Source organism: Mycoplasma sp. CSL7503-lung (assembly GCF_025515455.1).
In the GTDB taxonomy this organism is placed as follows: domain Bacteria; phylum Bacillota_I; class Bacilli_A; order Mycoplasmatales; family Metamycoplasmataceae; genus Mycoplasmopsis.
The window spans coordinates 17,013-32,925 of the sequence record NZ_JAOPHP010000010.1; the positions used below are offsets into that span (position 1 = coordinate 17,013).

Consider the following 15,913-nt stretch of genomic DNA (forward strand, 5'->3'; position numbering starts at 1 on the left):
TTTTTTCAAAAAGGATATAAAAAAGAGTAAAAAATTAAAAAATGAATATTTTACTTTTTACTCATATTTTTATTTCTCAGTTTTTAGTAGTTTTTCAACTCTTAAAAGTATGTCATCGAGATTTTTCTCGCTTTGTTTTATTGTTTTTTCTATTTTTTGTACTTTATTATTGACTGCTTTAATTGTTTCAGGACTAAAGTCAGCGTAGTTTTTAAAATTAGAATCTTGCATATTTCTTTTATATATTCCAACATTATAATTTTCTGTATTTAAATTTTGAGATTTATTAAATGTTTTATAAGATTCTAGATTATCAAAATATGTTCTATTATCATTAGTTTTAACTATTAAACATTTATCATTATTTAAAATATTTAAATCAATTACTTCACCAAATGTTTTTACATCAATTATTTTTTTACCTTTATTCGACTTTGAAATTTGGGGAATTTGACTAGCATTAATTTTTAAAATTTTTCCTTCTTTAGAAATGAAAACTAAAACATCTTGTTCGTTGTTTAAAGTGAAGTTTGCTACTTTATCATTTAATGATAGATAAATACCTTTAACTCCCTTAGCTTTTATTCCTTGAATGCTAATTTCTAGTTCTGAATAAGAAGAAATTAGACCTTTTTCAGTGATAATAGAAATGTTATTTTGGTCATTACTTAAATATGCATTTAATAAAATATCATTGTTTAAAAGATTGATTGCTGTATACATTTTGTTTAGTTTTTTTACTTCAAAATCTATTAATTTAGTACGCTTAAAATATCCGTTTTTGGTACCCATAACAACACTTAATTTGCTATTTCAATCTTTAATTTCGAAAACACTAACAACTTCCTCTGTAGGTCCTAAATTAACTAAATCTCTTAATGAAGTTCCATAATCTTTTCATTTATTTTCATTTATTTTATAAATAGGAATTATTGCATAATTTCCATAATTTGTAAAAATTAAAAAATTATGCATAGTATTAGCTTTTTCGAAGTAAATTAAATTATCATCTTCTTTTAAATAGTATGTACTAATGTTATTTGAATCGTAGGTTTTATCTGAAAGTCTTTTAATAAATCCTAGTTTAGAAATTCCAAAATAAACTTCTTCTTCTTTTATTAAATCGGTTTGTTTGTAAGAAACATCAAATTCATTTTTTTCAATTTTAGTTTTTCTTTTTGTTCCAAATTCATTTTTAATTTCTTGAAGTTTGCTAATGATGTATTCATCAAAAATATCAGAATTATTTAAAAGTGATTGAATTCTTTTTATTGTTTTTTCTAACTCTTCTTTTTCATTTAAGTAAGCTATTTTATCAGTTTTGCTTAAACGATAAAGTTTAAGTTCAGCAATTGCTGTAGCTTGTAAGTTTGTAAATTGAAAATGCTTAATTAAGTTTTCAATTACGCCAGATTTTGATCCTTCTGAATTTCTAATTACTTCAATTACTTTGTCCGGAATTTCAGCAACTTTAATGAAACCTAGAACTATTTCGTGTCTTAATTTACTTTTTTCTAAATCGTATGTTAGTGTTTTTGTTTTTATGTCTTTAACATGCGAAATATATGAGCTTAAAAGTTGTTTTAAATTTAATGTTTTAGGTTGGTCATTATCTATAGCAGTGTTATTATATGAATAACTAACTCTTAAATCAGTCTTACTAAACAAATATGATAATACACTATCTATATTGATATCTTTATCTAAAGTTATTAAAATATTGATTCCATTACGATCAGATCTATCTTTAATATCAATAACACCGTCAATATCTCCGTTTGATATTATTAAGTCTATTTTATAGACTAATTCAGATTTATTAATTCCGAAAGGAATTTCTGTAATTTCGATAAATTGATTGTTTTTTTCGGTATAAGTTTTGTAGTTACAATACAAATAAATTCTTTCATTTTTATTTTGCCCATATTCAAATGCTTCAACGATTCCGGAGGTACCTTTAATTACTCCACCGGTAGGGAAATCTGGTCCCTTCACATATGCCATAAGAAGTTTTGTTGTAATTTGTGGATTTTTAATTAAAGCAATTGTGCCATCTATAATTTCGGATAAGTTGTGCGGAGGCATTTCGGTTGCCATACCAATAGCAATACCTTTTGTACCATTCACAAGTAATGTAGGAAAAATTGAAGGCAAAATGCTTGGTTCAGTTTCGCTATCATCAAAGTTAGGAACAAAAGAAACTGTATTTTTCTTTAGATCATTTAAAATGTAACGTCCAACTTTGGACAATCTAACTTCCGTATAACGCATTGCAGCAGCAGGATCGTTATCGATTGAACCAATATTACCATGCATATCTAAAAGTGGTATATTAGATTTTCATCATTGACTTAAATTAACCATAGCTTCATAAACAGAACTATCTCCGTGCGGGTGATATTTACCAATTACATCCCCAACAATTCTAGCTGATTTTTTGTAAGGTTTATCAGCATCTAAACCTAAAACAAACATAGAATAAAGAATTCTACGTTGTACCGGTTTTAACCCATCTTTTACATCTGGGATTGCTCTATCTTGGATGACATACTTAGAATATTTTCTAAATCTATCAGACATTATTTTATCTAATGATTCTTCAATTATGTTTTCGACAATATGTTTATTTTTCATAAATACCTCGTAATTATATTATATTAGTTTATTTAATTTTTATTTAAATAAGTCTTTAAAGAGTATTATAGATCCATTTTTACTATGAAAATAAATTTATCACACTTAATTAATACTTAAATAAATTTAAATTGAGTTTTATTGCTTTAGAATGTATTAAATATCTTTTATTTTATTGATTGTTAAATAATAAAAAATGAACCTCTAATAAATATTTTTCATTTAATGGGTTCATTTTTTATTAATAAATAAGATTTATCTAATTAATTATCGCCTTGTTCGTTATAACCTACAAGAGATTTTCATTTTTCAAATGATTGAGTTAGTAAATCATTTACTTTTTGAAAATACAAATTAGATTCAAAATCAGGTTCATTTTTAATTAATTCTATAACTCAATCAATTAGATCATTTAAATGTGAGTTAGAATTATCTGTTTGTTTAGTCAATTCATTAATTTTTTTCATAAAGTTTTCTTTTGCTTTTTTTAGCATAGTATGAAATTCATCTTTTTTAGTTTTTAGACCTTCTAATAATTTAGTGTTTTTTGCAATAATTGCTTCTTTGTTATTTAATTCTGTGGAATTTTCATTAATTAAATTTTCAATATAAGCGTTAACTTGTACAAAATTACTAATGTTTAAGTCGAGAGTTTCATTAATATTATCAAAGTTAGCAAGATCTGAGTTTGTTTTATATGAATTTAAGACTGTAACAGTAGTGTCAAAAATATTTTTAGCATATTCTTTTTTGATGTTGCTAGGGCTATTGTGTTCGATAATATTTTTTTGTTCACTAATTACTTTATCTTTAGAACTAATTGTTTCTTCTAAGGTATTTATTTTTGTGCTTAATGTTGAGTTTGTTTCTTTAAGCGGGTTTAATTCAGACTCTAGTTGATGAATTGTTTCTTTTTTTATCTTTATTTCATCCTCTAAATCTTTAATGGTTGCGTTTGTATTATTTTTATTTTCGCTTGACTTTGTATTTTTCTTAAAGTTATAATTGCTTGTTTTTGAATTAGCACATGAAATTGCAATCATAGGTGAAACTGCTAATCCTAAAAATGTTAATAAATCTATTTTTTTCATTTTTTCCTCATTTTATTTAAATATATTTTTTCAAAATTATTTTTTAGTTATCTACATTAAAAATATATAAAAAGTATTATATAAAATATTTAAAAAAAGAAAAACATTTATTTTAACATTGTGAATGTAATTAAATTCCATTTTTTCCATAAAGATTATTTTTCAATAAATTTTAACTTACTTGATTGTGTAGGTAGTATATTTGCTCAAATTAGATAAGATTCATTTAGTTTTTTAAAATATTATTTATTTTATATTTATTAAGTTCATAATAATTTAAACAATTAAATATTAATTTAATAAATTAAAACATTAAATTATCAATATCAAATATTCTTATGAACTTATGAAATTAAATTTAATTTTATATTATGAAATGTCATAATTACTTTGCTTACTAATTTTTATTTTAAAAAAATAAATTTTAATGTAAAATTTTTGTATTACACAAAAAATATAAACCCGAATGAAAGGATTAAAAATGAGAAAAGTTGTTAGATTAAAAAATAAACTTCGTGCTGAAAAAAGATCTAAAAAATTATCAAAAGAGCGTGCAAGAGATTTAAGAAGACAAGAAAAATTGCAAGTTGCTTAGTCCTTTAAATTATTTTAATAATATTTTATAGATAAGGTAAATACCTTATTTTTATATTCAATTTTTAGTGAATAAAACATATTATTATATAATTAATATTATTTAAAAATTTATTTTAAATTACGGAGGTATATGAGTTACAAAGCACTTTATAGAAAATATAGACCAACAAAATTTGATGAAGTTGTTGGTCAAGAATTTGTAGTTGAAACATTAAAAAATATTTTGCAGAGTCGTAAAGTAAGTCATGCCTATTTATTTTCAGGACCTAAAGGTACTGGTAAGACGTCTGTTGCAAAAATATTTGCATCTATACTTAATTGTTTTCATAGCAACGATTTAACTGAAGCGTGCAAAATGTGTCTAGAAAATTCTCAAAATAATTTAGATATAATTGAAATGGATGCTGCGTCGAATAATGGTGTAGATTCAATTAGAGAATTAAAACAAAAAGTTGAACAAAGTCCTATTAATAGTCCTTTTAAGGTATATATAATAGATGAGGTTCATATGTTATCTAATACTGCATTTAATGCGTTATTAAAGACACTTGAAGAACCTCCAAAACATGTTATTTTTATTTTAGCTACAACAGATCCGCAAAAAATACCTTTAACAATCCTTTCTAGAGTTCAAAGATTTAATTTTAGAAGAATGACAGAAAATGATATTGTAGATCACTTACAATTAATTTTAGACAAAGAACAAATAACATATGAAATGAGCGCCTTAAGAACAATTGCTTCTTTAGCTACAGGTGGTATGAGAGATGCTCTATCTATAGCGGATCAATGTAGTTCATTTAATAATAAAACAATTTATGAAAAAGATATTTTTAATAATTACGGAATTATTTCGAATAAAACCGGCATTAAAATAATTAATCTAATTAGTTCTAAAAGTATTCATGAATTAATAAGTTTTTTAAATGATCTTAATAAATCAGGGGTTAATATTAATCAATTGGTTATTAGACTTTTAAATATAACTAAAGAATGAATTTTAATTTCTCAAACAAATAATGCTTCATTGCTATCTTATTTGAATACGGAAGAAGTTCATGAATTAAATTTAAATGTTCGTTCTGCTTTAAGATTAACTAAATCTTTTTATGATATTTTTACTAAAGTTGCTAAAAGTGAAATTCCCTTTGAGATATTGCAACTTGGTTTGATAAGTGCAATTGATTTAAACGAAAATTCTAATGTTACATTAAAACCAATTAAGATAGAAGAGATAAAAACAGAACAAAAAGAAGAGAAAAAAGAACATTTCGGTCTAAAAGAAGTTTTTAAGAAAAATAATCAAACTCCATTCGTTTATGATAATTCAGATTATTATAATCCAAACATTTTTAAATCTAAAGTAAATGAAAATATAATTAAATCAGAAGAAATAGAATCCGTAGTTTCTGATTTAGAACAAAAAACAAGAGAAATTATGTTTAATACCGAGAAGTCTATAAATAAATTAGATGATAATGTTTCGAATTATAATGACATGCAAAACAATTTGTTAAATAATAATTTATCTAACACCTCCGAGAACATGTTTATTGATACTCATCAAATTAATTTGGATAAAGAAAACAACGATGAAGATGATTTAATAAAAATAACAAAATTAGTACTTTTAGTTAAAAAGCAAAAAATAGATTTAAACAAAACTAAAGAATATCAATATAAATTAAAAGATTACATTGAAAATAAAAATTACAAAGATAATTTTTTTGATGTAGTTAAACAATTAGAAAGTCTTAAAATTATTTTAGGTACACCTAATGCAATTGTTTTTTCTGCACCTTCAAATAAGGTTGTTGCATTAAAAAAACAAAAACTGAGTTATGCTTTTCAGACATTTATAGATTTTGTTTTTAAAGACGGATATAAACATTTATTCTTCATAGATTCTGAAAGCATGGACAAGGTTAAAGAAATGTTTATGAAAGAATATAAATTTAAAATTAATGAATTAAAAAACAATGATGATTTACCGAAAATAACTTTAATAGAGCCAAAAAAATAAAAAGAAGAGGTATATAAAATGAATCCAGAAATGATTAAAAGATTAAAAAAAATACAAAAAGATTTTGAAGATACTCAAAAGAAATTTAAAGAAAAAGAATTTACACTTGAAAAACAAGGGATTGAATTATTGGCAACAGGTGATTATGAACTTAAAAAAATAAATATTGACGAAGCGTTAATTGATCCTGATGATAAAGAATTATTAGAAGACTTATTACTTGTAGCAATTAATGAATTGTTCGAAAATATTCAAGCAGAAGAAGAAAAGAACGCTCCTACATTACCTGGTGGACTTCCATTTTAATGTTTGATTCTGAAATTATCGAAGAATTTATTAAGAAAATTACAAAATTACCAAATATAAGTAAAAAAACAGCAGAAAAAATAGTGTATTGAATTTTTGAACAAGATTATCAAACTGTAGGTTTACTTGCGAATTCTTTTAAAATAGTAAAAGAAAAAATTTCTTTATGTGAATTTTGTTCTAGACCAAAAGATGGTTTAGAATGTAGTATTTGTAATGATTCAGATCGAGAAAACACCCTTTTAGTTATTGAAAATTTACAAATATTAGATAAAATTGAAAAAGGTGAATTTTATAAGGGAAAATATTTTGTTTTTAACAAAAAATTAAACACACAAAATGAAATAAACGAAAATAGCGATCTTATAGCTAAATTAATTGAACATTCTAAAAACTTTAATGAAGTGATTTTAGGTATTTCACCCAATTTAGAAGGAGAAATAGTTAGCACTGTCTTAAAGGGTTTTTTAGAATCCAATAATATTAATGTTACACAAATAGCAATAGGAATACCAATTGGTGCATCGGTTGATTATATTGACCAAGGCACTCTTAATTTTTCACTTAAAAATCGTAAATAATAAATAGAAAAGAGAATTAGATATGTTTATAACTTTTGAAGGACTTGATGGTAGTGGAAAAACTACAATTTTATCAAAACTAATTACATTAATAAAAGAAAGATTTTCAAATATTGATTTTTTAGTAACTAGAGAGCCTGGAGGGAAAGATTTAAAGGAAGCTGAAAGAATTAGAGAAATAATATTAGACAGTTCAAGTGATTTATCTCCTGTTGCAGAAGCTATGTTGTATTCTACAAGTAGAAGAATTCATTTAGAAAAAGTTATTTGACCTGCTTTAAAAAATAAAAGACTTGTTTTTTGTGACAGATATATAGATAGTTTTTATGCGTACCAAGGTTTTGCTAGAGGATTAGGTTATAAATTTGTTAAAGATCTTACAAATTTAATTATCGATAATGCTATTCCTGATTTGACAATTTTTTTAGACATTACTCCTGAAAAAAGTAAAGAAAGAAGATCTAAAACAAGACTTGTTGAAGATCGCTTAGAATTAGAAAACATAGATTTTCATAAAAAAGTATATCTAGGTTATAAACAAATTATTAGTGAAGACCCTGAACGTTTCATAGTTGTTGATGCTTCCGGAACACTGGAAGATGTCACTAACGAAATATTCAATCTTATAATTAAAAATAAAAAATTTATTAATTATTTAAAGAAAGGCAATTAAAATGAATGATAAAAATTTTGATTACCTTGAGAAAGCGGTTAAAAATAATCAAACATCACATTTATATTTATTAAATTTACAAAATCAATTCAATGATGATTTTGTTATTTTTAATATTATTAATATTTTAAATGAAAATAATAATAATAATAATATCGAATTTACAAACGAAATAGATTTTAATAATTTATATTCTAATGTTTTTTATTTGGATGGAAGTTTTAAAAGTATAACAAAAGAAGAATATCAAAATACTTTTTATAATATGACTTTTGCTAGTTCGAATAAGAAAAAAATACTTATAGTTAAAAATGTTGATAATAGTTCAATAAATGCGCTAAATTCAATATTAAAATTTATAGAAGAACCTGTGGATGATATTTTTATTGTATTAACAACAAAGAATTTAAATTTAGTTTTACCAACAATAAAGTCTAGATCTCAAATATTAAACTTTAATGCATCTGACATCTTGACTTTAGAATGAATTAATAAAATATATGGTAATAATGATTTTAATCCTGTTTTGATTACTTTATTTAAAAATAATTATCACATGCTTAGTAAAGTAATGGAATCAAAAGATAAATATATAAAAATTTATAGTGACATTATTACGTTATTTATTAAAAGTTTAACATCAAAAACAAGTTATTTTTATAAATTATTTGTGCTACTTGATGAGTTGCTAATAAAAACAGAGATAGAACAAAATACTTTTGTTGTTAATTTATTATTGAATTTAATTATGTCTACTTCTTCGTTTATTGATTTAGATAATAAATATATGAAAAAGATTAAAGATTCAAATATTCTTGTTCTTGAAAAAAATATAAATTTATTGAAATTTATAGAAGAAATATCTAGCTTTTTAGAGAGTTTACCAATTGCAGATTTTAATTTACAAAAAACGATATTACTAATTAAATTAGAAGGGTTTTATGAGTAAAATATACATTGTAGGAACACCGATAGGGAATCTTAAAGATATAACTTTAAGAGCCATAGAAACATTACAAAATGTTGATATCATTGCTTGTGAGGACACTAGAGTAACATTTAAGTTATTAAGTAAGCTAAATATACTAGGAAAAAAATTAATAACTTATAATGCACATACAGAGTCTAATTCGGCAAAAGGTATTATTAAATTAGTTGAAAGTGGTCAAAATGTTGCACTAGTTTCTGATGCGGGTATGCCTGTTGTTTCAGATCCGGGCTTTGATTTAATTAAATTATCTAGAGAAAAGAATATAGATTTAGAAATTATTCCTGGTGTTAGTGCTGTAATAACGGCTTTTGCAGGATCATCATTTTCCAATAATTTTACTTTTTGTGGGTTTATAAAAGATAAAACTATCCAAAGGATTCATGAATTAGAGAAGCTAACTATAGGAACCTATATTTATTTTGTATCTCCTCATAAATTATTAAAAACACTTGAAGATATTCATAATGTTTTCAAAGGTTTTGAACAATTGTGTTTAACTAAAGAATTGACAAAAATATATGAGACTTGAGATTTCGGAACTGCAAGTGAATTATTATCTAAGTATCAAAGTTTAGATAGTATAAAGGGTGAATTTACTTTAGTTTTAAATATTCCCAAAATAAAGAGAGAAAAAGTTAATAAGTATAAAAAATAGCAACTTAATTGCTATTTTTTTCTGTATCTTTAGATAAAATTTCTTGAATTTTAGTTTCGTTATAAAAATCATCATAAGGTATTTCTATATCAGGAGTAACTCCGTCTTCTATTGATAAACCATTTTTATCAACACTTCCGTCTGGAGAACTTATTGTTAATGTTGTACCATCTGGTAAAACAAATGGCATAATTGAATATGTACCACCACTACTCTTTTGACCAATTAGTGTTGCCAATTTATAATCTTTAGCATATTGTGCTAGATAGTTTGCTGCACTAAATGTAACAGGACTTGTCATTACATATCATTTATAACTATTTTCTGCATCTTGATCGTCAAAATTACCATCTATATTTGCGTCAACTTTTATTTTTTGGATATATTGTTTTCCTGTTTGACTGTTTTCTTTTTTGTGTTTTATATCTTCATCTGTCATTAATCCAATAATTTTTTCGGCTTGAACTATTTCTCCACCTCTGTTTGTAGAAAGATCTAAAACTATTTTTTTAATTTCTTTGTTTTTCTTAATTGTATTATCAATAATATATTTAAGGCGTGCGAAAGTGTCTACGATTCTAGTATAGCTTGTTTGCGGTATTTGTTGTGGTTTTTCATCGCCAATAACAAAATCATTTATTTTAATTATAGCTAAGTCTCCGTGTGTTAGTGCATAAGGAACACTAAATGAATCTAATTGATCTAATGTTGGGCTATCTCCTTGTTGAGGATGGTTTTTAAGTAATATCCCTCTCAATTTTTGCATGTTTGTGTTAATGTCATTGATTTTAGTTCCTTCAGCACTTGTACGATTTAATTCGGGTGTATTTTGTGTAACATAATATGAGAAATCTACAAATTGTGAGTGTGGATCGTTTAATACATTAGAAAAAATATTAATATATTCTTCTAAATATTGATTAGGTGCCAAACTTAATAACTTATCTTTATTTATTGTAGTTAAGTTTTTAAAACCACCTTTAACTTTATTTTTAAAACCGTAAAAATTGTCCATTACAAATGAAAAAAAGTTTAAGTTATATTCTCTATCTTTTTTTGTTTCTCCAGATCTTCTTGTTTCTTGAAGCAATTTTTGACTTTCAGGAGTATATACTGGAAGAAAAGGTGTTGATGCAAAGATTTTAGTTCCTGTAATATAGAAAAGAATTCTATTTTTAGAACCAAATAATAAGTTTAAAACATCAAAAGGAATATAAAGTTTATCATTATCATAATGTAATTTCATTCCGTAGTTTGATAAGTTAAGCTTGATTACTGGATTGCCTTGTTTAATTATTTCGTCTTCTAAATTTTTAAAGTGCTTACTATATGTAGAATCTTGAGAATCTGTTGTTTCTTTAAAAGCATTAAAAACTCACTCTGAATTATATTCGATAGTATTATCTTTGTAATTAAACTTTAAATATGGTTTTACACCATCTTTTGTTTCTTCGTTATATGGTTTAAATGTTCATTCTGAACCTTCTTGATCTTTAGTTGCTACATACTTTGTTTTATCAACTAAACCATCTATCATATTTATAAATTCATTAATTTCTAAATAATCAATAGCCTGACTTGTTAGAACTTTTAAAGATATATTTTCTTTGAAAGCTAATGATTGTTTTGGTATTAAACTTTCAAATGTAACTTGACGTTCATTGTATTGTTCAAGTTCTTTTGTTGTTGTGTTAGTTGCTGTTGTTTTATCAACATTTGTATTATTGTTTGAATCCACAGTGCTTGATTTGTTGTTTTGATTTTGATCGTTTATATTATCGGTGTTTTTATTTTCGTTACTACTACATGCTATAGAAAGTGGAACTAAAGTAGTTAAACCTCCTAAGCCTAAAAATATTTTTTTTAAATTTGTTTTCATTTTACCTTCTTTTTTGATTATGTATTATTTTATCAATTTTTTCTGGATTATAATAATCTTCATAATTTATTCTTAAATCTACTTCTGCTCCGTCTTCTACAAAAGTTTGGTCTTTAAATGTAAATCCATCGTTAGAGCTAATTCCTAAGGTTGTTCCGTCAGGTAGAACAAACGGAAATACCGAGAATGTACCTCCAGAACTTTTGTTACCAATTATTTTTGCAATATTATTATCTTTCGCGTAAGTTGCCATAAAGTTAGCAGCACTAAATGTGATAGGGCTAGTCATTATATATCAATTATATTCTGTGAATGCATCATCATCATTGTAATCGCCATCATCATCTGCATCAATTTTAAATTCACGATATGAAAAATTATTTGTAATTGTATCGAACTGATATTGTCTAATATTTTCGTTAGTCATCATACCCAATAATTTTTCGGCTTGTACAACATGACCCCCTGTATTAGTAGATAAATCTAATACAATATTCTTAACTTCTTTATGATCTTTTTGTATCTTTTTGATACTATTCAGAACTCTATAAAAAGTATCATATTCATACGCTTTTTCTTTGTCGTTTTTAATCATTTCTTCGCTTGCAACAACAAAATTATTGACCTTAATTATAGCTAAGTCGTTACTATGGATTATATTAATTTCGCTTCTTTTATCTTTTTGATAAATTTCATTGTCTAAACTTTGGAGTTTTTGGTCTAATATTCTGTAATATTTGTAAATGTTATAAGTTTTATTATTATTTTTATCTTTTTCGCTTAAACCTGAAAAATCAATAGAAGGTTTTGAACCTTGAATTGTTGAAAAGATTTGTGCATGAGGGTCATTTAAGTTGATGGTGAATAATTTAGCATATTCACTTAAGTAATTGTTTGGATTTGTACTAATTAAATTATTTAAGTTATTTTTTGTATATGTTTTAAATCCGTTTGGCATTTTTAAATCTTTAAATCCGTAAAAATAATCAAAAACTAAAGCCATAAAATTATAGTTTATCATTCTAGTTTTCTTTGTTTCTTCTAAATATCTATTTTTATTATTTAATAAAGTGTTAGGAGTTTCGTTTCCATTTAAACTATTAGGTAAAAAGTTCCCTATCAATAATTCTTTTCCAAGATATAAATTGTAATAATTGTTAGAACCAAAAAGTAGATTTAAAATATCAAAAGGAACCAATAAGTCATTTTTATATTTAAATAAATTAAAACCATAATTTCTCAATTGAATTTTTGTAATTTTATTACCTTTTTTGATAGTTTCAGATTTAACAAATTTTATATTTTTATTATACTTAGTTCCGCTGTCAACTCCATTAATTGAAGCTGTAAAAACAGAGTTATCATTAAATTCTATAAAACCATCTTTGAAGTTAAATTTAACAAAAGGATAATCTTTTTCAGATTTACCATAAGGAGTAAAAATTCAGTAATCGTCTGTTTTTTCTAAATTTGATAAATATACGTCTGTATAAATTAAACCATTAATTAATTTTAAAAAATCTTCTATGTTAGTATATTCTATATCTTCAATATTAATAATGCTTAATTTAGTATTATCAATTATCTTAAATTGTCCTTCTTTAAAATTTTTGAATTTTACTTGATGAGCTAAATATGTTTTATCATTTATTTCTAATTTTTCGTAAATGTTAAAATCATATTTTTTATCAATAGGAGAATCATAAAAAGAACAGCTTGTTACTGCTGTTATTGAAGTTGTCATAAAAAATAGTGACAATATTTTTTTTGTAATTTTATTCATGTTTATTTATTTCTTTGATTATGTTATATAAATCATCAAAAACATTTTGTTTCTCAACATCATGGATAATATTGTGTCTTGAATTTTTATAAATTTTAAAATTTAAATTTTGCAAACCAAGCTTAACAAGGTTTAAATATAGTTTTTTAGGGCCTTTACCAAATAATCCGATTGAATCGTTTTTTCCGGCTAAAATAGAAACAGGAATGCTTTTGTTTATATTTTGTAGTATTTTCAAATCGTATGAATTTTTTGCAAATTGCATTAATGCATATGTTAAGTGTAAAGATGGGAATTTCATTTTTTTAAACTTACTATTCAAAATATAGTTTTCATAGTATGTTTTATCGCTTGAAAGCCATTCAAATTCATTTAATGGATTTTTTATTTTTCTATTTAATCTCTTTTCAATAAAATTTTTAAATCCTGTGTATTTAAAATCTTTTCCATATTTTTTTTCAAGATGTTTAATTATTCTTATTCCTAACAAGCCTTGTATATTACTATAATATGGAAAACCAATTAAAAATAATCCGTTGATATTGTTGCTGTTTTTAGTGGCGAATAATAATGAAATTAAAGAACCCATTGAGTGACCAAAAAGATAAATTGGAAGTTTTGGATATTTCTTTTTGATTAATATATTTAGTGTTTTTACACTGTTTATTAATTCGTTAATATCTTCGGGGATGACACCTAATTGAGCATCTGTGTCAATAGTATTTCCGTGTCCATAATTGTCATTTCCAACTACAATATATCCTTTTGAGTTAAAGTATTCAGCAAATTCGTCATATCTATCAATTTGATCTCCTAAACCATGTACAAATTGAATTATTCCTTTTGGGTTTTCTACTTTTCACTCGGATACATATATATTATTTTCTCCGTAAAATGATTTACTTTTCATTTTTATTTTCTGCTTTTCATTGTTGGGAATAATAAAACATCTCTAATAGATTCTTTTTCGGTTAATAACATGGTTAAACGATCAATTCCAATTCCGCAACCACCAGCGGGAGGCATACCATATAGCAACGAATCTACAAAATCTCAATCAATGTCGCTTGCTTCGTCGTTACCATTATTTTTTTCGTCCAATTGATCTTCAAAACGTTGAAGTTGGTCAAGTGGGTCAGAAAGTTCGGTGTACATATTTGCGTATTCTTTGGTGTTAATAAAGAGTTCAGCACGCTCTGTAAATCTTGGATCTTCGCTTTTTGCTGTAAGAGGAGAAATCTCAATTGGGTGGCCAAAAACAAAAGTAGGTTGTATTAAAGTTTTTTCAATTAATTCTTCGAATAATTCATTAATAATATGTCCTAACTTAAAGTATTTTTGAACCTTTATTCCTTGTTTTTTCGCTACTTCAATAGCTTCATCGATGTTGATTTCTCTAAAGTTTACGTTTGTTGCTTTTGATACTGCATCTACCATATTGATTCTATTAAATGGTTTTGTTAAATCTATTTCAACACCTTTATTGTTTACTTTTTGTACACCTAATTTAGTTGCTAATCTTTTGATTAATGTTTCAGTTCTATTCATCATTCCTTCTAAATTAGAATATGCTTCATAAAATTCTATAGAAGTGAATTCGGGGTTGTGTGTTGTATCTATTCCTTCGTTTCTAAATATTCTACCAATTTCGTAAACTCTATCAATTCCACCAACTAATAATTTTTTTAATGGAATTTCTGTTGCGATTCTTAAGACGAACTCTTGATCTAAAGCATTATGATGTGTTTTAAATGGTTTAGCTGATGCACCAGAAAGATAATCATGTAAAAAAGGAGTTTCAACTTCCATGTATTCTAATTCATCGAAAAATCTTCTAATTTCTGAAATTATTTTAGTTCTTTTTCAAAATACATCTTTAACTTCATCATTAACTATTAAATCAACATATCTTTTTCTATATCTCTCTTCAATATCGGTTAGTCCGTGGTATTTATCTGGCAATTGTTTTAATGATTTTGTTAGTAGTTTAATTGATTTAACTTTAACTGAAATAGCTCCGGTATTAGTTTTAATAACTGTACCACTTGCATACATTATGTCACCTAAATCTGCTAGTTCAACTACTTTTTTGTATTCTTCTTCTGCTGTTTTAGAATTAAAGTATAGTTGAATTTTTGAGTGATAATCTTTTAAAACTATAAAAGGACCTCTCATAGCAACTATTCTACCTGCAACATTCACTTCGTTGTTTTGTTCTTCTAGCTCAGCTTTTGAAAATGAGTTAAATTTATTTTCTATTTCGTCTGAATAAGTTATTTTTTCTAATTTATCAGCATTTTCAAATGCGTTAACATTTATTTTTTTGTATTCATCTAGTTTATTTCTTCTAATTTGTTCTTGTTCTGTCAATTTTTCCATTTTAAAACTCCTTAAATATATAACTGTATTATGCTTTTAAGCATTATTTTTTATAGTTTTTAGTTAAATTTTAACTATACCACTTAAATAATTAAATTATATAATATTATAATTATTTATTTAATAAATATTATTAACCTTATTTACTATTTATTAAATTAAAAGATAAGTATTAATTTTCATAAATACTTATCCCTAAAATGAAATATCAAGTGCAACACTTTCGTGCTTGGTATTTTTATTATATCTTAACGATCTAAAAAAATCTAAAATTTTACTTAAAAAATCAATATTATTACTTTGTTTTCAATATCAAAAGTT

The 15,913-nt window shown here is 24.6% G+C and carries 13 protein-coding genes; 7 read left to right on the forward strand and 6 right to left on the reverse strand.

Features of this window, described 5'->3' with window-relative positions; translation table 4 throughout:
- Positions 1–69: 69 nt before the first annotated feature.
- Positions 70–2,634, reverse strand: coding sequence for a DNA topoisomerase (ATP-hydrolyzing) (locus N9R85_RS01930; RefSeq protein ID WP_262858347.1), 2,565 nt, complete (start codon positions 2,632–2,634; stop codon positions 70–72).
- Between the two features lie 263 nt (positions 2,635–2,897).
- Positions 2,898–3,725 carry a hypothetical protein gene (locus tag N9R85_RS01935; protein ID WP_262858348.1) on the reverse strand — a complete coding sequence of 276 codons (828 nt, stop codon included), beginning with the start codon at positions 3,723–3,725 and terminating at the stop codon, positions 2,898–2,900.
- A 466-nt stretch (positions 3,726–4,191) separates the two neighbouring features.
- On the opposite strand from N9R85_RS01935, the gene N9R85_RS01940 reads away from it, so the two are divergent.
- The 7 genes from N9R85_RS01940 (at position 4,192) to rsmI (ending at position 9,551) form a co-directional block, all read left to right on the forward strand.
- Entirely contained in the window at positions 4,192–4,320 is a 129-nt protein-coding gene (locus tag N9R85_RS01940) for a hypothetical protein (RefSeq protein WP_262858349.1), read from the forward strand.
- A 132-nt stretch (positions 4,321–4,452) separates the two neighbouring features.
- Positions 4,453–6,345 carry a DNA polymerase III subunit gamma/tau gene (gene dnaX / locus N9R85_RS01945; protein ID WP_262858350.1) on the forward strand — a complete coding sequence of 631 codons (1,893 nt, stop codon included), beginning with the start codon at positions 4,453–4,455 and terminating at the stop codon, positions 6,343–6,345.
- Positions 6,346–6,375: 30 nt separating this feature from the next.
- Positions 6,376–6,651 (forward strand): YbaB/EbfC family nucleoid-associated protein, encoded by a 276-nt coding sequence (locus N9R85_RS01950; RefSeq protein ID WP_316249923.1) that lies wholly within the window; start codon positions 6,376–6,378, stop codon positions 6,649–6,651.
- Complete coding sequence (locus tag N9R85_RS01955) at positions 6,651–7,232, forward strand: recombination protein RecR (RefSeq protein ID WP_262858352.1); 582 nt, start codon at positions 6,651–6,653, stop codon at positions 7,230–7,232. The genes N9R85_RS01950 and N9R85_RS01955 overlap by 1 nt, the downstream gene beginning before the upstream one ends.
- 22 nt (positions 7,233–7,254) lie before the next feature.
- On the forward strand, positions 7,255–7,905 hold the full coding sequence (tmk, locus tag N9R85_RS01960) for a dTMP kinase (protein WP_262858353.1): 651 nt from the start codon (positions 7,255–7,257) through the stop codon (positions 7,903–7,905).
- Between the two features lies 1 nt (position 7,906).
- Complete coding sequence (locus N9R85_RS01965) at positions 7,907–8,854, forward strand: hypothetical protein (protein ID WP_262858354.1); 948 nt, start codon at positions 7,907–7,909, stop codon at positions 8,852–8,854.
- A complete protein-coding gene (gene rsmI / locus N9R85_RS01970) occupies positions 8,847–9,551 on the forward strand; it encodes a 16S rRNA (cytidine(1402)-2'-O)-methyltransferase (RefSeq protein ID WP_262858355.1) in 705 nt (234 codons plus the stop codon). The genes N9R85_RS01965 and rsmI overlap by 8 nt, the downstream gene beginning before the upstream one ends.
- A gap of 4 nt (positions 9,552–9,555) precedes the next feature.
- Here the strand turns inward: rsmI and N9R85_RS01975 are convergent, their stop codons facing one another.
- The 4 genes from N9R85_RS01975 to lysS are packed head-to-tail and all read right to left on the reverse strand — an operon-like array spanning position 9,556 to position 15,592.
- Positions 9,556–11,430, reverse strand: coding sequence for a S41 family peptidase (locus tag N9R85_RS01975; RefSeq protein ID WP_262858356.1), 1,875 nt, complete (start codon positions 11,428–11,430; stop codon positions 9,556–9,558).
- A gap of 1 nt (position 11,431) precedes the next feature.
- Positions 11,432–13,213 (reverse strand): S41 family peptidase, encoded by a 1,782-nt coding sequence (locus N9R85_RS01980; protein ID WP_262858357.1) that lies wholly within the window; start codon positions 13,211–13,213, stop codon positions 11,432–11,434.
- Positions 13,206–14,123: an alpha/beta hydrolase gene (locus N9R85_RS01985; RefSeq protein ID WP_262858358.1), complete on the reverse strand. Its 918-nt coding sequence runs from the start codon at positions 14,121–14,123 to the stop codon at positions 13,206–13,208. Before N9R85_RS01985 ends, N9R85_RS01980 begins: the two co-directional genes overlap by 8 nt.
- Before the next feature lie 2 nt (positions 14,124–14,125).
- Positions 14,126–15,592: a lysine--tRNA ligase gene (gene lysS, locus N9R85_RS01990; protein ID WP_262858359.1), complete on the reverse strand. Its 1,467-nt coding sequence runs from the start codon at positions 15,590–15,592 to the stop codon at positions 14,126–14,128.
- Positions 15,593–15,913 lie beyond the last annotated feature (321 nt).